Annotated in this window: 20 protein-coding genes; all 20 read left to right on the top strand. The window is 51.7% G+C overall.

The genetic code is table 11. The features are described 5' to 3' along the window. Window positions 1-71: 71 nt before the first annotated feature. The 20 genes from PsAD26_RS17975 (at window position 72) to PsAD26_RS17885 (ending at window position 16300) form a co-directional block, all read left to right on the top strand. A complete protein-coding gene (locus PsAD26_RS17975) occupies window positions 72-548 on the top strand; it encodes a hypothetical protein (protein ID WP_063311547.1) in 477 nt (158 codons plus the stop codon). Between the two features lie 13 nt (window positions 549-561). Further along, entirely contained in the window at window positions 562-2280 is a 1719-nt protein-coding gene (locus PsAD26_RS17970) for a terminase large subunit (protein WP_063311546.1), read from the top strand. Continuing rightward, the gene (locus tag PsAD26_RS17965; protein WP_063311545.1) at window positions 2277-3503 is read left to right on the top strand and encodes a phage portal protein; all 1227 of its coding nucleotides are present in this window, start codon (window positions 2277-2279) and stop codon (window positions 3501-3503) included. The genes PsAD26_RS17970 and PsAD26_RS17965 overlap by 4 nt, the downstream gene beginning before the upstream one ends. Beyond that, window positions 3500-4348, top strand: a complete 849-nt coding sequence (locus tag PsAD26_RS17960) for a head maturation protease, ClpP-related (RefSeq protein ID WP_063311544.1) — start codon at window positions 3500-3502, stop codon at window positions 4346-4348. The genes PsAD26_RS17965 and PsAD26_RS17960 overlap by 4 nt, the downstream gene beginning before the upstream one ends. A 14-nt stretch (window positions 4349-4362) precedes the next feature. Continuing rightward, window positions 4363-5676, top strand: a complete 1314-nt coding sequence (locus PsAD26_RS17955) for a phage major capsid protein (RefSeq protein ID WP_063311543.1) — start codon at window positions 4363-4365, stop codon at window positions 5674-5676. A gap of 71 nt (window positions 5677-5747) precedes the next feature. After that, the gene (locus PsAD26_RS17950; protein WP_063311542.1) at window positions 5748-5996 is read left to right on the top strand and encodes a hypothetical protein; all 249 of its coding nucleotides are present in this window, start codon (window positions 5748-5750) and stop codon (window positions 5994-5996) included. A gap of 2 nt (window positions 5997-5998) precedes the next feature. After that, the gene (locus tag PsAD26_RS17945) at window positions 5999-6277 is read left to right on the top strand and encodes a head-tail connector protein (RefSeq protein WP_063311541.1); all 279 of its coding nucleotides are present in this window, start codon (window positions 5999-6001) and stop codon (window positions 6275-6277) included. Then, the gene (locus tag PsAD26_RS17940) at window positions 6274-6612 is read left to right on the top strand and encodes a head-tail adaptor protein (RefSeq protein ID WP_057462215.1); all 339 of its coding nucleotides are present in this window, start codon (window positions 6274-6276) and stop codon (window positions 6610-6612) included. Before PsAD26_RS17945 ends, PsAD26_RS17940 begins: the two co-directional genes overlap by 4 nt. Beyond that, window positions 6605-7048, top strand: a complete 444-nt coding sequence (locus PsAD26_RS17935; RefSeq protein ID WP_153041529.1) for an HK97-gp10 family putative phage morphogenesis protein — start codon at window positions 6605-6607, stop codon at window positions 7046-7048. Before PsAD26_RS17940 ends, PsAD26_RS17935 begins: the two co-directional genes overlap by 8 nt. Further along, window positions 7038-7463, top strand: a complete 426-nt coding sequence (locus tag PsAD26_RS17930) for a DUF3168 domain-containing protein (RefSeq protein WP_063311540.1) — start codon at window positions 7038-7040, stop codon at window positions 7461-7463. The genes PsAD26_RS17935 and PsAD26_RS17930 overlap by 11 nt, the downstream gene beginning before the upstream one ends. Window positions 7464-7478: 15 nt before the next feature. After that, window positions 7479-7925, top strand: coding sequence for a phage tail tube protein (locus tag PsAD26_RS17925; protein ID WP_063311539.1), 447 nt, complete (start codon window positions 7479-7481; stop codon window positions 7923-7925). Between the two features lie 9 nt (window positions 7926-7934). Beyond that, window positions 7935-8321 (top strand): gene transfer agent family protein, encoded by a 387-nt coding sequence (locus tag PsAD26_RS17920; RefSeq protein ID WP_063311538.1) that lies wholly within the window; start codon window positions 7935-7937, stop codon window positions 8319-8321. 26 nt (window positions 8322-8347) lie between these two features. After that, window positions 8348-8473 carry a hypothetical protein gene (locus PsAD26_RS30360; protein ID WP_275078096.1) on the top strand — a complete coding sequence of 42 codons (126 nt, stop codon included), beginning with the start codon at window positions 8348-8350 and terminating at the stop codon, window positions 8471-8473. 3 nt (window positions 8474-8476) lie between these two features. Beyond that, the gene (locus tag PsAD26_RS17915) at window positions 8477-10723 is read left to right on the top strand and encodes a phage tail length tape measure family protein (protein WP_063311537.1); all 2247 of its coding nucleotides are present in this window, start codon (window positions 8477-8479) and stop codon (window positions 10721-10723) included. Then, window positions 10716-11429 carry a hypothetical protein gene (locus tag PsAD26_RS17910; protein WP_153039952.1) on the top strand — a complete coding sequence of 238 codons (714 nt, stop codon included), beginning with the start codon at window positions 10716-10718 and terminating at the stop codon, window positions 11427-11429. The genes PsAD26_RS17915 and PsAD26_RS17910 overlap by 8 nt, the downstream gene beginning before the upstream one ends. After that, window positions 11426-12013, top strand: coding sequence for a hypothetical protein (locus PsAD26_RS17905; protein ID WP_063289114.1), 588 nt, complete (start codon window positions 11426-11428; stop codon window positions 12011-12013). The genes PsAD26_RS17910 and PsAD26_RS17905 overlap by 4 nt, the downstream gene beginning before the upstream one ends. Next, window positions 11998-12402: a hypothetical protein gene (locus PsAD26_RS17900; protein ID WP_063311536.1), complete on the top strand. Its 405-nt coding sequence runs from the start codon at window positions 11998-12000 to the stop codon at window positions 12400-12402. The genes PsAD26_RS17905 and PsAD26_RS17900 overlap by 16 nt, the downstream gene beginning before the upstream one ends. Next, window positions 12402-14210 (top strand): fibronectin type III domain-containing protein, encoded by a 1809-nt coding sequence (locus PsAD26_RS17895; RefSeq protein WP_063311535.1) that lies wholly within the window; start codon window positions 12402-12404, stop codon window positions 14208-14210. The genes PsAD26_RS17900 and PsAD26_RS17895 overlap by 1 nt, the downstream gene beginning before the upstream one ends. A 24-nt stretch (window positions 14211-14234) precedes the next feature. After that, complete coding sequence (locus PsAD26_RS17890; protein WP_063311534.1) at window positions 14235-15593, top strand: hypothetical protein; 1359 nt, start codon at window positions 14235-14237, stop codon at window positions 15591-15593. 74 nt (window positions 15594-15667) lie between these two features. Beyond that, on the top strand, window positions 15668-16300 hold the full coding sequence (locus PsAD26_RS17885; RefSeq protein WP_063311533.1) for a TIGR02594 family protein: 633 nt from the start codon (window positions 15668-15670) through the stop codon (window positions 16298-16300). The last annotated feature ends 29 nt before the right edge of the window (window positions 16301-16329 follow it).

Raw genomic sequence — 16329 nt, 5'->3', positions numbered from 1 at the left:
ATGGGGGGTAGGGTGAAAGTCCGGGGGCTGAATGGCCCTTACCCGCCCCATTATAACTGAGAGATTTTTTTTTGGCCGACTTCGAATTTGACCTGCTAGGCGATCCAATTCCTGAAGGGTTTGGAAAACGAGGGCGTCCACCTCATGTGGTGAGCGACGAAAAGCGTAGACTTGTCATACAGTTACTCGCCTTTGGAAAAACTCAGGATGAAATTGCTGCAGCTTTAGGGATCACAGCTCCCACTTTGCGCAAGAATTATTTTCGTCAGCTCAAGGTCAAGGATGATGCTCGGGCGAGGGTAGAAGCCAAGCTGATGGGCAAGCTCATGGACATGGCGGAAGCGGGGAAGGTCTCAGCGATCAAGGAAATCTTCTCGCGGCTTGAAAGTTCTGATCGTGCCAAACTTGCAGAGGCGATTGCTAACCGCGGAAAGAGTGTTCCTGCAGCATCTGAAAAAGCGCTCGGCAAAAAAGAAGAGCGAAAGAAAACTGCAGAAACCTATGACGGAAAGTTTGCACCTCCCCAAGCTCCCCAGTTGATCAACTGAAGAAAGATCTGTCTTGAAAGTTCAGCACTGGTCAACAGCCTGCGTGGATTGGGAGCAACGCATTGTTCAAGGGAAATCTCTCATTCCCTTTGATCCGTTGTTCTCAGCAGAAGCAGAGGCGGCTTTGAATGTCTTCAAGTCGCTCAAGGTGGTTGATGTTCCGGGCATGCCGACATTTGGTGAGTGCTGTGACCAATGGGTGTTTGATTTTGTTGGAGCGATCTTTGGAGCTTATGACGCGGAACAAGGGCAGCGTTTGATTAGTGAGTTCCTTCTCCTGATCTCAAAGAAAAATGCCAAGTCCACCATTGCTGCCGGGATCATGGTGACGGCGCTTATTCGCAACTGGCGTCACCTCAATGAGTTGTTGCTGTTGGCTCCTACAATTGAGGTGGCCAACAACTGCTTTGATCCTGCTGCGGCGATGGTCTCCTACGATCCGGAACTCAAAAGCATCCTCAAGGTGATCTCGCACCAGCGAACAATCAAACACGAGACCACAAACTCGAACCTCAAGATTGTGGCTGCTGACAGCGACACGCTTTCTGGCAAAAAAGCTGGTTTTGTTCTGGTTGATGAGCTGTGGTTGTTTGGCAAGAAGCCAAAGGCTGCTGCCATGCTGCAGGAAGCCACTGGCGGGTTGATCGCTCGTCCTGAAGGATTTGTTGTTTACCTGACCACGCATTCCGATGAGCCGCCAGCAGGGGTGTGGAAGAGTAAACTTGAATATTACCGCGATGTACGCGACGGGAAAATTCACGATCCTGAGCGGCTGGGAGTTCTCTACGAGTTCCCAAAAGCAATGCTCAAGAACAAGGATTACCTGAAGCCGGAAAACTACTACATCACCAATCCCAATCTAGGGCGTTCCGTTCGTAAGAATTGGCTGGAATCCAAACTTCGCGAGGCCATGGATGGCACTGGTGAAGAGGACAAACAAAGCTTTCTTGCCAAGCATCTGAATGTGCCAATCGGCATGAACTTGCGGCGAGATAGATGGGCTGGAGCTGACTATTGGCGGGATGCCGAGTTCACTGCCATCCGGGATTTTGAAGAGTTTTTGGATCGATGTGAGGTCGTGACTGCTGGGGTTGATTGCGGCGGAATGGATGACCTTTTAGGGCTTTGTTTTATCGGGCGCGAAAAAGAGAGCGAGACCGAGAAAAGCAGGTGGCTGCTTTGGGCTTGTGCGTGTTGCCACAGCAGTGCGCTGGAAAAGCGCAAGCAGATCGCAACATCTCTTCAGGATTTTGCGAAGGATGGTGATCTGTTCATCTGCGAGAATGCGGAGGACGATGCTCTAATTGTTGCTGATTACATGGAGCAAGTTCTGGACCGTGGCCTGTTTCCCAAAGAGAACGCAATCGGGCTGGATCCGGTTGGAGTTGCGGCAATCATTGATGAGCTGATTGAGCGTGAGGTCAAACAAGAGCAAATCGTTGGTGTACCTCAAGGCTATAAGCTTTCCGGCGTTACCAAAGGCATGGCGCGAAAGCTTGCTGATAAATCTCTGGTTCACGGCGGCTCGCGGATGATGGCGTGGTGTGTTTCCAACGCCAAAACCGAAAGGCGCGGCAACGCTGACTATGTGACCAAGCAAGCCGCAGGGTCCATGAAGATTGACCCGCTTACAGCAGCGTTCAATGCATTCGACCTTATGAGTCGTCATCCGGTGGCTGAAGGTAATAACGGCCTGGATGATTTCCTCAGCAATCCGGTGATGGTTATATGATCAGATTTCTAAAAGCAGCAGCTCGCGGCATTAAGCAAGAGTTGCGTGCAGGTGAGTCCGGGTGGGTCAACCTCAGCGGAGGGGACCCTTGGTCTGTTGGCGGGCATTCTTCTGCTGCGGGCAAAACCGTCAATGCCACTACAGCTCTGGCTGTCTCTGCGGTTTGGGACTGCGTTCGCAAAACTGCGCAGGTGATCTCAACCCTTCCTCTCGCGATTTATGAGAAGGGTGAGGGCGACAGCAGAGTGAAGGTTGAAGACGATTTGTGTGAGATCCTTTGTGAAAACCCAAATCGTGAGCAAACCGCTGTTGAGTTCTGGGAGGGGATGACTGCTCATGCAGTTTTGCGCGGCAATGGCTGCGCCGAGAAGATCTTCTTAGGGAAAAGGCTAGTTGGGTTGAAGCCCCTGCTGAACATTACCCCGAAGCGGAACTCAGCTAGTGAGTTGGTTTACGACATTTATGATCGGGGCAAGCATAGCACTTTGCCTGCTGACAAGGTGTTTCACTTGCGCGGCTTTGGTGCTGGTGATGGGCTTGGCATGTCAGCGATCAAATACGGAGCAAACTCGATAGGTGCCGCGATAGCTGCCGACGAAACAGCAGGCAGTGTTTTCTCCAATGCGATGATGGCTGCGGGTGTTTTGAGTTCTGAGCATAGCCTAAATGCGGAGCAGCGAGACCAGCTTCAGGCGATCCTCACAAAGTTCTCAGGATCGAGTAAGGCGGGCAAAATTCTAACGCTGGAGGCTGGCCTTGCTTACAAGCAACTTCAGATGAACCCAGAAGATGCACAGCTCTTGGAAACGAGGCGTTACAGCGTTGAAGATGTTTGCAGATGGTTTGGTGTTCCCCCGATTGTGATTGGTCACTCAGCAGAGGGCCAAACAATGTGGGGCAGTGGCGTAGAAGCGGTGATGTTGTCGTGGTTGACGCTCGGAATCAATCCACTGCTGGTCAAGTATGAAAAACGCATCCTGAAAGACCTCATTCCGATTGAGAAGCGAAAGCGCTGGTACGCGGAGTATAACCGTGAAGCGATGCTGCAAATGGACAGCAAGGCAAAGGGTGATTTCCTCCTGAAGATGCGCATGGGCGGCTTCATGTCTGGCGATGAGGGCCGCGACAAGCTCAATCTGCCACGACGCGGTGGCAACAGTGATGAGCTGGTTGTTCAAACCTCTATGGGACTGGTTGACTTGCTTGGAAAGGAAGACAAATGAGCCTTCGTAATTTGCCAAATGTCCCTGTGCTGGCTGGGAAAGGTCTTCAAAGTGCGATTGCTGACAGCGTCATGCAGCGCTGGAATCCCAATATCAAAGCAGCAGCTGGTGAGGACGGCGAAAACACCATTTCCATCCTCGATCCGATTGGCGAGAGCTGGATGTATGACGGGGTGACTGCCAAGCGAATTTCGGCAGTGCTTCGCAACATTGGCGAGAAGGATGTTGTTGTTTCGATCAATTCTCCCGGTGGGGATTTCTTCGAAGGGTTGGCGATCTATAATCTGCTGCGCGAGCACAAGGCAAAGGTGACTGTGAAGGTGCTGGGGTTAGCAGCATCGGCAGCTTCTGTCATTGCAATGGCAGCAGATGAAATCCAGATCGGGCGAGCGGCTTTCTTGATGATCCATAACACCTGGGTTTGTGCATGTGGTGATCGTCACGCGTTTCGTGAGGTTGCTGATTGGCTTGAGCCTTTTGATGACGCTGCAGTCAAGATTTATCAAGCACGAACCGGTATAGCCGAGGACGAGCTGAGCAATCAGCTCGACAAGGAGACCTGGATTAACGGTGATACAGCAGTTGAGCAGGGTTTTGCTGATGGGCTCCTCTCCTCAGACGAGATTGATCAAGTTCCCAGTCAAGCATCTGATAAGCCTTCTCCCAATGCAGCACAGAAGAAAATGGATATTCTTTTAGCTCGCAACAATATTCCAAGATCAAAACGTCGCTCATTTATTGCGGCTTTGAAAGGGGGCACGTCTGGCGCTGCCCCAACCGGCAAGTCTGGCGCTGCCGCACACGAGGGAGTGGTAAGCCTCCTCGATAGACTGAACTCCATGTAAATCGGAGAACTTCCATGAGAAATAAATCATTGATGCCCGCCATTTGCTTGGCGGCGCTTGCTCTTGCGCGTCCTGATGCCGTTGTCGGATCTGTGCGCAACGATGCTATGACCACTGAGCAGCTTCTGGAGCAGGTCAATAATAAGCTGAGTGAGGTGACGGACAAAGTCAAAGCGACAGCAGAAGATGCGCTTAATCAAGCGAAGAAATCTGGTGAGCTGTCTCAGGAGACAAAGAACAAAGCTGACAAGCTTCTGACTGAGCAGACAGCCTTAAACAACTCGATGACAGAGCTGAAAAATACTCTGGAAGGCATCCAGAGTCAGACACTGGAAATCTCACAGCAAGTGGCTGAGGGGATTGGAGGCGGCGGCTCTACCCCGGTGATGACACTTGGTCAGGCATTCGTGGCAGAAGATGACCGGATCAAGGCGTTTGCCGATGGTGGTGCACGAGGCAATCTGCGAATTACCGTCTCGAATGCAATCACCACTGCTGCAGGCTCGGCTGGTGGCTTGATCTACCATGAAGAAGAACGTGATCCGATCCGTATGCCTCGGCGACGCTTGCTTATCCGGGATCTGCTGACCAAGGGCAAAACCAGTTCTGATCTGGTGAAGTACCGCAAGCAGGTAGTTCGTGACAATAAGGCGGCGATGGTTGCCGAAGAGGGGACAATGCCGGAATCCAGCTTTGGTTGGGAGAAGGCCACCTCTGAAGTCAAAAAGATTGCCCACGTTACCAATATCACAGAAGAAGCTCTGGCAGATTCCGACTTCCTGCAAACGGAGATCGACTCCGAGCTTCGTTATGGTCTGGATCTGGAAGAAGAAAAGCAGATCCTTGCTGGAGATGGGCAGGGTGAAAACCTGAAGGGGCTTTTGACTGAGGCTGTGGCATTTGCTGCGGCTGCTGGCCTACCCAATGCCACGCGGATTGATCGTCTGCGTCTTGCCATTTTGCAGGTCGCATTGGCGGATTACGTTTCAACATCCTTTGTGATGAACCCGACTGATTGGGCGGCAATTGACCTCCTGAAAGATAGTCAGGACCGATACATCTTCGGTAACCCAGGTTCAATGAGCACTCCAATGCTCTGGGGTAAGGATGTAGTGGAATCCAACACCATGTCTGCGGGCGAGTGGTTGACTGGCGATCTGGCGATGGCGGGAACTTATTATGACCGTCAGGAAACCGAAGTGCTCATTTCTTCCGAGCACGACACCAACTTCATTGAAGACATGCTGACCATGAAGGGTCGTAAACGGGTTGCTCTGGCAATCAAACGTGCTGCGGCGATGGTGAAGGGCAACTTTGTCTTCGGGTAATCTGAAATAACCGAGGTCACCAACTGGCTCTGCGATCTTCTGATTGCAGAGCCTTTTTCAGGAGAATGAGCATGTACCTCAAAGTGAACTCAACACGCCATACGGTGCTTGGTACCTTCCGGTTTGGCTGTGTCTACAAGGTCAATGAAAAAGACGCCAAAACCCGAAAAGTCGTCAAGCCATTGATGGAAGGTGATGATGCGCCTTTGAAGCGACTGACTGCCAAGCAAGTGCAGGCGGAAAGTATCAAGTATCTCGATCTGACTGGACCTGCGAATGAAGACGCAGGGGAGGAAGAATCCGAAGAGGATGGAGACTAACTTTGCCTTTGATCGAGCTGGAAGAGGCGAAGCGTCATCTGGCCATCTCACATGGTCATGATGACGATCTCCTCCTGACGTTTATTCGCACGGCTGAGGTGTTTGCTGCGCAACATCTGCGGCGGGATCTCAAAGTCGACTTTCCCAATGGACTTCCTGAGCCGATCAAGACGTGTTTGAGCATGCATGTGTTTGCGCTCTACACCAGCCGGGGTGGTGATGCTCCTCCACCTCCTGCTTATGAAGTCATGATGGCTCCCTATAGGAACCTTGCCGGATGACCAGTAAATCAATGCGGGAGGTCGTCTCGTTCGAGGCTTTGGTGTCAAAGTCTGATGGTTACGGCAACCACGTCTCTGATTACGAGCCGCGCTTTGAAGAGCGTGCGCACTTCAAGTTTCTACGCGGCGGTGAGCGTGTGATCGGTGCCCGCCTCGAAGGTATTCAGCCGACTGTGGTTACTATCTGGCGCTCTCCAGATACTGAGGCGATCCAAACCAGTTGGCGTATGAAAGATCTTCTCTCAGGTACCATCTACGCAATTCGCAGCAAGATCCCGACAGATGACCAGCTCTATTTTGAGCTGACCTGTGAAAGCGGTGATATCGATGGTTAAAGGTCAGCAAGAGTTCCGGCAGTTCATGCGCAAAACCTTGCCGGATGCCGTCAAAAACGCAGCTCGGCAAGCCATGGAGGAAGGGGCAGAGCGTATCGTCCAGCGCATGCGCATGCTGGTTCCCAAGGATGAAGGCGAACTGCTGGCGAGTATCGGTTGGACGTGGGGCAAGCCACCAGAAGGTGCCATGGAGATTGGGGATCTTAAGTCACCTGAACGCGGTCTTCGCATCGTGATTTACGCAGGCAACAGCACCACGATGGTTACCAATAAGCGTGGCATAAAATTCCAAAATGCTTTGATCCAAGAGTTCGGAACCAAAGATCGCAAAGCCAATCCGTTTTTCTATACCGTTTACCGTTCGCAGCGCCGTGCTGTGAAGTCTCTGATCACGCGGCGTATTAACAAAGCAATCAAGGCACTGAATGATGGCTAATCCAGATCTGGAGCTTCAGCAGGCAGTGATTGCTGCTTTGACGGGAGACGCTGCGCTCATGGAAGTGGTGCATGGTGTTTATGACAGTACCAAAGCTTCCTCTGATGGAGCGCCTTGGGGGGAGCAGCAAGGTTATGTGAGCCTTGGTCCTGAAGATGAACTTGAGGATCATCACGACTGCTTCACTATCGAAGAAATCACACTTCAAATTGATTGCTGGTCAAAGAAGCCCGGCAGAGTGCACGCAAAACAGATTTTGCGAGCGGTGCGCAATGTACTCAGCGGAGCTGAGCTTCCACTTCCATCTTTTGGCAACGTGCTTACAGAGCTGGAACTTCAGCGGGTTGTTCCTGATCCTGAAGAGGGCGTAACGCACGGAATTTTGCAGTTCACATTCGAAATCCAAGTTCACTAACGAAAGGGGTTTGTCATGACTAAGCCGACAACAGAACGTTTTGAGGAAATGGTCCTTGAAATCGATTTTGCGGAAGATGGTAACTACGCCAGAGTTTGCGGCCTTAAGGGTGTTACGATCCAGCGGCAGGCGAATGTTGATGAGACCGAGGTCGTGGATTGTGATGACGAAAGCAAGCCCAATGAGATCTTGAGTGATGTACGTTCTGTGAAGGTTTCGGTTTCGGCAGAAGGAACCTGGGCGCAGGAGTCTCATGGCAAGATGTTGAATTGGTTTTATTCTGCAAAGCAGCTCCCGGTGCGTCTCGGTAACCTGAAGGCTGCTTCTGGTGATCCTGAATGGGAGAAAGCTCCGGCGATCTTATCACAGCTCGATCAGGCACGTTCTGATGGCAAGAGCCGTGTGACGAAAACCATCGCGATCAACTTGGTTGGTACTCCTGAAATTGAAAACAAAGCTTGAGGCTAACTTATGGAAGCTCAAAGCATTGAATGGATAGGTGGTCAGCACGAGTTTGTGCTGAACATCGGCCAGCTTCGTGCGTTGCAGAAGAACTGCAACGCTGGCCCTGAAGTCATCCTCCTGCGCATCACGACAGGGACTTGGTTTATTGATGATCTGATTGAGACCATTCGCCAAGGCTTGATCGGTGCTGGAATGCCAAACAAAGAGGCAGGGCCCATGGTTCTGCATCTGTTTGAATTGCATGGGGCGCTTGAGTTCAAACCTGTTGCGATTGAGATCCTGACCACTGCGCTCGTAGGCGAGGATGATGATCCCGTGGGGGAGCAGGCGGGGGTGAGGCAACAGGAGAACTCTGGCAGTTCTCCAAGTTCTACAAACGAGGGGCCGCAATAGGCTTCACTCCACGAGAAATTGATCAGATGAGCCTGTGGGAATATGTGGCCTGCGTAGAGGGTTACAATGAGGTCCATGGTGGCAAATCTGGGAACCCCAGCGGTGAATTTTCAGATGAAGAGCTGCGGGAGCTGGGCATTGAGGGGTTTTGATTGATGGCAAAGATGCCTGGCTTGGTGTTCACTTTAGAGACAACGTGGAAGCAGTTCATTGATCAGACGCGCCGATCAGAAGCGGCTGCGGTGAAATCATCTAATCGGATGGCTGCGGAGAATAAAAAGCTTCAGAAGCAACTGGAGCAAACGCAGCAGAAATTTGCGAAACTTCAGGCATCTGCTGGCGGGATGAATGATAACTTTGGCAAGATCGGGAAGGCCACCCAAGGTGCTAGCAAGGAGATGCAAGGCTTCTTCAACATCTCTAAAGGCGGGCGCTTTGCTATCCAGAACACGTCAAATCAGGTTGCTGATATGGCGGTGCAATTCGAGATGGGCACTGACCCTATGCGGGTTATGGGGCAGCAGATCCCGCAGCTGATTGCTGGTTTTGGAGCTTTGACCGGTACTGTCGGCTTGTTAATGCCTGTTCTGGGTGTGATTGCGGGGATTGGTTTCCCTCTTGCAGGTGTCCTCTTGAGCATGGGCGACAATGCAGAAGGCGCCAGCAAGAAAGTTGATGCCTTCACCAAGGCGTTCAATGAAGCTGAGAGTGCGATCTCAAGAGCTAACAGCTCCATTGCTGACTACTCAAAGAATGGATTGGAGAACGTCAGAGACAAGTACGGCGAGGTTACAAGCGCTGTACTCAATCTGGTGGCTGCGTTAGCAGAGCTGGATTCCAAGGCTGCACAGACAAAAACTGATACGGCTCTAGACACCTTCTTTGATGATTTTCTGGGTGGGAACAATGCGTTTGCTGAGCTGGATCTCAAGCTTAAGAAGTATCAGGCTATTCAACATCGCATTTCGCAGCTGAGTGATCCTCTCAGTCAGTCCCGATCAATTGATGCTATCGGGCTTGAAGGTGTCGAGAACACACTTAAAGATCTCAACCAAGAGTTGGAAGCTTCCTCAGATCTCGTGAAAATCTGGGCTGCTGAAATGGCTGCTCTTGAAGATGCAAGAGCAAGCGGGAATATGGAGCGCGTCTCTGAAGCGCTTGCAAAAATGCGTGAGATCCTGACTAAGCTTCCTGATGAGAAGCTGGCAGAGGTAGGCAAGGAACTGGCACGGGTGGAAAGCATTGCTCGCCAGTCGGTCAGCACAACCAAGCGTTTGAAAACGGCGACTGATGGGGTGGAGCTTAAAGGTCTCTCAGCTGATGCCACCACAATGGCCAATGAAATCAGCCGTGCAGCTGATGCGATGGAGGCCATGAAACGCAATGGTTTTACTTCGCTGGAAGATGCTCAGGTACGCTTAAAATACAAAGATGATCCGGTGTCTCGGGCTGGGGCTTTGGCCGCTCTGGAATTTGATCGCACTGTCAATCCGCTTGCACAGCAGGTCGGGCCAACAGGTGGAACTCAGCTTGCTAAAGAGCGCGAAGAGTACATCCGCATGGCTCGTGAACAGGCTCGGCTGCAGGAGGCTGCACGGCCTATCACCAACAAGGGGCCGGATGTTCTTGGGCTGGGTGATCAGGAGGTCACGGCTCTTGAGCGCCGGATTGAGATGTTTGGCCGTACCCGTGAGGAAGTTGCAGCGCTCACCACAAAATACAAACTGCTCGATCTGGCAAAGCAGCAAGGTTTGGATCTCGATGAGCGTTCTGTGAAAACCGGACTGACACTCCGCGAAGAGATTGAGGCACGGTCAAAATCGGTCTCCCAGTTAACAGGTAAGATTGAAGAACAGACGCGGCAAAGCCGCATGATGGCAAGCGTCAATCAATCCATCACCAACTCACTAACAGATGTCATCTTTGAAGGTGAGCGGTTTGTTGATGTGCTTGGGAACATGGGCAAGGGGATTGCCAAGATGCTGCTGCAGTCTTCTGTGTCCAGTATGACCAGCTCAGTTGGTGGTGGCGGCAACATTGGTGGGATCATTTCAACCTTGCTCTCCAGCTTTGGTGGTTTTTTCTCAGAAGGGGGCAACCTGGGGGCTGGTAAATGGGGGATTGCGGGTGAGGGCGGTGTTCCTGAGCTGATCGAAGGTCCGGCAACAATCACTCCGTTCCACAAGCTCCCTCAATCTAGCGGTGGGGGCGGTGAGATGGTTTCTCGCGTGATCCTTGAAGTTACCCCTGATCTGGAAGCTCGGATTGAGAGTGTGTCCGGAAACGTGGTCAAGGAAGCGGCACCTATGATCATTGAAGCGGCGACCCAAAATAGCCGTGAATATACTGTCGGTGACTTCAGTATGTATGAGCAGGAACGGGGAGGTGGCTTCCGTGACTAATGTGATCCATTGGCCCCATTCTCTGCTTCCCAGCCAAGGAAAGACAACCTTCAGAAAACGACCAACTACCAACACTGGTGGGATGACACTTGGTGGGCGTGAGTTGGTTACACGGACGGACTTGGGTTTCTGGAGAGCTGTCATCCCCAATATCGTGTTGCGCAGGCGCGATCTGCGCCAAGAAGAAGCTTGGAACGGGATTGAGGTCGCCTTGCAAGGGCAAGTGGGACTTGTGATCGTTTCTGTTTCTCATGTGACCTCACGGGTACAAAAACTTGCAAAGCAGGCGCGGTCCTATGTGCCTCATGCCGATGGAACGGAGTTCAGCGATGGAACTTCCTATGAGAGTGAACCTGCTTTTGTGCAGTTGGAAGAAGAAGCATATTTAGGGGCAACAGTGCTTAAGCTTCGCGGACTGCAAAGTGGGTTGAGGCTATCCGGGATCTATTTCAGTTATTTGCATGCGCTCTATAACACTGGGCCGATTATTGAGGCTGAAGGTAATGTGGTGCGGGTACCTATTTTCCCGGCTGTACGAGCAAAGATCCCGGCGGGTGCACTGCTGAATGTGGCAGAGCCGAGCTGCCTCATGAAGCTTGCCAGTGACAGTGAGTTGGACCTGAACTTCGGTAGCTCAAGCTTTACCAGAAAGAGCGTGCACTTTGTCGAGGCTATTGATTATTGGGACGAGGCGTCTGCTCCATGACCTTTCGAAGCATCATGATCCTTGTGGCGATGCATTTTCCAACTGGAACTGCTCGCTTCTGGTTTGGCTCTCATCCTTACGTTGATAGGGATGGAAATCACTGGCGACCTGCCGGGGTGCTTCCGGCCTCTGCCTTAACAACGATCCAATATGCGTTTTCTGGTGAGGCGACCACGATGGACATGGGGCTGTCCGGTGTCGATCAGCAAATTGCCGATCTGGCCTATGAGGAGACGCAGGAGAGTGATGTCATCGGCTCAAAGGTGCAAATCCTGCTCCAGAGTTGTGATCAATATTTCCAGCCTTTGCCTCCAGGAGCAATCGTCAAGTTCACGGGCGAGGTGATCGACCTGAAGTTCCGCAAGCGGGCGGTGAATGATCGAGACAAGCCTCAAATTCTGCATAATGTGACCTTGGTCGTGGGCAATGCTTTTCATGCTCGTAAATCACGGCGCAACGCAGTGCTATCGGATTCTGATCAACGAGCTTATTCGCTCAAGGTCAATCCAGATCTACCGCCTGACTTGTCGTGTGAGCGCATTACTTTGATGAGTGAGCAGACAATCCCATGGCCGCGATCATAAGTCTTTTGGAGGCTTGGCTGGCAGATCGGCAAAGCTTGTCTTTTGATCCGGGCACGGCTGACTGTTGCCTCGTTCTTGCTGATTGGGTGAGTGCCAATGGATACCCTGATGGGGCCGTTCATTTGCGTGGCACTTACTCAACAGAAAAGCAGATGAAACAGCTGATTATTGAAGCTGGCGGTGCTTTAGAGCTGGTTGGCAGGTGTGCAGATATTGCGGGCCTGAATGAGGTCCAAACCAGAAAGTCTGGCGATATTGGCGTGATCGGCAGCCTTCATTCCCCTCTCAGGCAGTGGGGTGCGATCTGGGATGGTGAGCACTGGCAAGTTCACTGGAACTCGGGCTTTGAAGCTATTCACGCGCCTGCTCTTAAAATCTGGAGTGTCTGATGCCTGCTACTGCTGCATTTGCTGTTGCGTTTGTTCTGTCAAATGGCGCGGCCTTCGTTGGGGCCTCTGTTGCAACGCAAGCGATCCTTGCGGGGGCTGCGGTGTCCTCAATTGGTGTTGGGATTATTGGAGTTGGCCTTTCCGCTGGTATTGGGCTGGGTGTGAATGCCCTGCTTGGCAGTCAGCAGAGAAAAGACAATGCTGCACCTATTCCAAGTGCAGCTGATGGCAAGGTGGTGCAAAAGCAAAATGTGCCATCGCGGTCCTATCAATATGGCACTGTGCGTATTGCAGGCGACATGACGTTTTTGGAAGAGCGCAGCGGTACGGCTTATATGGTGATTGCCTATGCGTCCCATGAGATTGATGGCTTTGTCGCGCACTTCCTGAGTGATGATCCTGTAGAGATTGATGCAGATGGCAATGTCACCAAGTCGCTGAGTAATGATGAGGATGCATCCAAGTATTATCGTCTTGGTGGTGATGCCAAGGTGATGCTTATTGAGCGCGTTGGGACGCAGGTCGGTGTTCCTTATTCGCAGCTGGTGGACAAGTTCGATGATATCTGGAGTGAGGATCATCGCGGCGACAATATCGCCAGTGTTTTGATGATGTGTAAGAGCGTGAGTGCCCGGCGTCATCGAACGGTTTACCCGCATGGCTACCCAACACTATCCTCTACCATTCGCGGAAAGAAGATTTTCGATCCCAGAGATGGGCAGGTCAGATTTAGCGAAAACCTTGCCCTCATACGGCTTGACTATCTTCTTGCCCCTTATGGAAATGCTTTGAAGATCTCGCAGATCAATCTTGATAGTTGGGCTTATGCTGCGGACGTTTGCGATCAGCAGGTTGAGAACATCAAAGGTGATATGGAGCCGCGTTATCATGGCGGATTCCGTGGCCGCGAAAACAACGATCCAACTCAGGTTGGCCGGATGCTTGATGAGGCAGGCGAGCTGCTTCTATATACCGATGCAGATGGAAAGGTTGCCGTTCATGCTGGGGAATGGGTCGAGCCTGATATTCACCTGAAAACAGATGATATCGTTGATATTGAGTTCTTGCCAAACCGCAATGCAGCCTCCAGCGTCAAGGCGGTGCGTGGGCTTTGGGTCAATCCTGAGCTTCACTATGTTGAAGATGATGCAATCATTGAAGGCGATCCATATGTTCAGGAAGACGATCCCAGGTCGCGTACTGTCGATAATGACTGCGTGCAGCGCCATAATCACATGCGGCGCTTGCAAGCGCTTAAAGCTATTCGGGTGAATGCACCTCGTGTGCGTGTGAAATGCGACTACTTCGCATCCCAAGAGGTGCCTTTAAGAAGGTTCATCAAGATCAGTGATCCACCACATCTTATCGATGCTTATCTTGAGTTAGACGGTACTCCCACTCTGGATCTGGATACGTTCCAGCATGTGTTCGAGGCGATGGTTATTCCGCGAGACCCGTTTGCCTATGAGCCTGAAGATGAGGGCGAAAAAGGTGATCCTCCCAAGCGTATTGCATCTGAGGCAATCCCGAGTGTTGATAGCTTCTCAATTCAAATGCAGCAGCAGGGGCAAAGTACTATCGCGGAAGCAAGTTTTACACGGCTCTCCGAGGCGCTCACCTATGAGCTGGAATATGTGAAAACCAGCGGTGGTGCTGCCAAGTATGCGCAGGCCAATGATGGCGAAGAGACCATTGAAACCGACAGCCTCACATCGGGTGTTGAATATCGCTTCCGCATGCGCACACGCTCTGTTTTTGGGCAAAATAGCGATTGGTCTAGCTCAACTGTTCTTATAGCTGCGGTTTAATTTCCTCTCAAAATGGAGTTGGCAATGAACTTCCTTACCAAGGAATTCGTCTGGCGTGCGCGTGAGACTCTCGGACTTGAAAGCACAGATCCGCACAAGCCCAAAAAAGAAGAAATCATTGCTTACCTGGGGCAAATGGAAATCGCCGCAGCGCTTGGTGCGGTGATTGTAAAAACCAAAGCTGAGTTGGATACGGTCACTAATAAGCCGGATTACACCCCGGCTATTGTGGGTGGAGATCCAAACCAAGCTTTGAGTGGTTACTACCAGTGGCTCGGTAACACTTGGAACTATGTGCGCGACCTTGCCGACAGTATCACGAGACTGGTCAATATCGGGGGGACCGGTAACGCGATTACCGCTGAGCTTCGTTTGGGCGTCAGTCTGTCGGCGGTTGAGTTGGCGTTCTTTGTGCCTGCACACAATAATACTGGCGCTGTAACAATCACGGTTGAGGGCGTCGAAAAGTCAGTTCGCAACGGTCTTGGTAATGAGCTGAGCGAAGATGATCTGCAAGCTGGTTACCCAGCAATGGTCGCGGTGTTTCCGGGGCAGGATGGATACGTCCTTCTCAATCCGGCTAATGTCGAGGCGGTGGTGCTGGCAGCGAAGCAAGCTGCAATAGCTGCTCGTAATCAGGCTCAAACAGCAAAGCAAGCTGCTGAGGAGGCATTGAGCAACCTAGAGGCCGCAGTCGAGCAGGCTTCCGAGTTAGCGTTCCAGCGGTTCAACAAGCTCTATCTTGGTTCGTTCAATGTGAATCCATCTACCGACAATCAAGGCGGTCCACTCAAAGATGGCATGCTTTGCTTTCACTCTGTCGAGAAGAAGATGAAGGTCTATTCAGAGGATGACAGTGATTGGATCTTGGCGACACCAGACACAAGCGATTTTCTCAATAAGGCAAATAACCTTGGCGATGTTTCGAGTAAGTCAGCAGCTCGATCCAATCTGGGTCTGGGAGCACTTGCGACTTCATCAAAAGTCGGCACGAGTGATTTGACTGATAGCTCAGTGAGTACAGGCAAGTTAAAGAGCAAGGCTGTCACGGATCCCAAACTGAACTCAGCGAAATTGAATACGCTTGTCGGTAAGCCTCAGGTCGTGGCGCTGTACTCCAACATCGGGGACGATGCGTCCTTTAATCTTACTCGCTCTGGAGCAACCTACACTTTCGGAACGCCTCAGCCAGATACAAGTTATGTCGTTCAGGTGGTTGGTCAAAGAACCACCCAAGGTAATCTGAGTTACATCAACATTGTTGGGATGAACGTCAAATCCAAGGCGAGTTTTTCGCTCAACGGTTTGAGGCTGAACAGCGCGGGAAGCATAAGCGGTCTGTCTGGTGGGTTTGATGTGATTGTTTATCGCGTCGCCAGCTAATCAAAATCTCTTTCTGAAACAGCGCGACATGCGCAGCTACGGCTCCCATAGGGAGCCTTTTTTGTGAGGTGATCATGGGACGGATACCAGACTTTGAATCTCAGGAAATGCTGCAGGATCTCGGGTTTAATCCGGGCAAGCCAGATGGTGATTGGGGCAGGCTATCTGAAGCTGCTTATCAGGATTGGCTTAGCTCCAAAATCAAGGCAGTCAAAAGCGATGAGCCACCATGGCTGGTTGAGGCGCGTCGGCTGCTGGGAACCAAGGAAATCTCAGGGCCAACGCACAATCCAAGGATCATGGGCTGGGCGAGCAATTTAGGGATCTCCTACCAGAGCGATGAAACCCCTTGGTGCGGCCTGTTCGTTGCCCATTGCATGAGCCTTGTATCTGATACCCAGCCCACCAACCCTTTAGGATCTCGCCAATGGGCGAAATACGGCAGGCGCTTAGATAAGCCGATACCAGGCTCTATTCTTGTCTTCTGGCGTGGAAGTCCTCGCGGCTGGAAAGGGCATGTCGGTTTCTATGTTTCTGAGAGTGCAGGGCACTATCACGTGCTGGGTGGGAACCAGTCCAACGCAGTCACAATCACGAAAGTCTCAAAGCGGCGGCTCTTGGATATCCGGTGGCCGGAAAGCTATCCAGTGCAGGGTGAGCCTGTGTTGACGCTGCGTGACGGTGCTGTCTCGATCAACGAAGCTTAAGGCGTTCTAGTTTGGAGTTGTGATTTCAG

Source organism: Pseudovibrio sp. Ad26 (genome assembly GCF_001623285.1).
Classification (GTDB): Bacteria; Pseudomonadota; Alphaproteobacteria; order Rhizobiales; family Stappiaceae; genus Pseudovibrio; species Pseudovibrio ascidiaceicola.
Note: the sequence above shows the minus strand (reverse complement) of the source record. Positions and strands in the feature narration are given on the sequence as shown.

Excerpts from the sequence above, each read along its gene's own strand:
- PsAD26_RS17965 (WP_063311545.1), top strand. The coding sequence starts at position 2,277 with ATGATCAGATTTCTAAAAGCAGCAGCTCGCGGCATTAAGCAAGAGTTG.
- PsAD26_RS17960 (WP_063311544.1), top strand. The coding sequence starts at position 3,500 with ATGAGCCTTCGTAATTTGCCAAATGTCCCTGTGCTGGCTGGGAAAGGT.
- PsAD26_RS17955 (WP_063311543.1), top strand. The coding sequence starts at position 4,363 with ATGAGAAATAAATCATTGATGCCCGCCATTTGCTTGGCGGCGCTTGCT.
- PsAD26_RS17950 (WP_063311542.1), top strand. The coding sequence starts at position 5,748 with ATGTACCTCAAAGTGAACTCAACACGCCATACGGTGCTTGGTACCTTC.
- PsAD26_RS17940 (WP_057462215.1), top strand. The coding sequence starts at position 6,274 with ATGACCAGTAAATCAATGCGGGAGGTCGTCTCGTTCGAGGCTTTGGTG.
- PsAD26_RS17935 (WP_153041529.1), top strand. The coding sequence starts at position 6,605 with ATGGTTAAAGGTCAGCAAGAGTTCCGGCAGTTCATGCGCAAAACCTTG.
- PsAD26_RS17930 (WP_063311540.1), top strand. The coding sequence starts at position 7,038 with ATGATGGCTAATCCAGATCTGGAGCTTCAGCAGGCAGTGATTGCTGCT.
- PsAD26_RS17925 (WP_063311539.1), top strand. The coding sequence starts at position 7,479 with ATGACTAAGCCGACAACAGAACGTTTTGAGGAAATGGTCCTTGAAATC.
- PsAD26_RS17920 (WP_063311538.1), top strand. The coding sequence starts at position 7,935 with ATGGAAGCTCAAAGCATTGAATGGATAGGTGGTCAGCACGAGTTTGTG.
- PsAD26_RS30360 (WP_275078096.1), top strand. The coding sequence starts at position 8,348 with ATGAGCCTGTGGGAATATGTGGCCTGCGTAGAGGGTTACAATGAGGTC.
- PsAD26_RS17915 (WP_063311537.1), top strand. The coding sequence starts at position 8,477 with ATGGCAAAGATGCCTGGCTTGGTGTTCACTTTAGAGACAACGTGGAAG.
- PsAD26_RS17905 (WP_063289114.1), top strand. The coding sequence starts at position 11,426 with ATGACCTTTCGAAGCATCATGATCCTTGTGGCGATGCATTTTCCAACT.
- PsAD26_RS17900 (WP_063311536.1), top strand. The coding sequence starts at position 11,998 with ATGGCCGCGATCATAAGTCTTTTGGAGGCTTGGCTGGCAGATCGGCAA.
- PsAD26_RS17895 (WP_063311535.1), top strand. The coding sequence starts at position 12,402 with ATGCCTGCTACTGCTGCATTTGCTGTTGCGTTTGTTCTGTCAAATGGC.
- PsAD26_RS17890 (WP_063311534.1), top strand. The coding sequence starts at position 14,235 with ATGAACTTCCTTACCAAGGAATTCGTCTGGCGTGCGCGTGAGACTCTC.
- PsAD26_RS17885 (WP_063311533.1), top strand. The coding sequence starts at position 15,668 with ATGGGACGGATACCAGACTTTGAATCTCAGGAAATGCTGCAGGATCTC.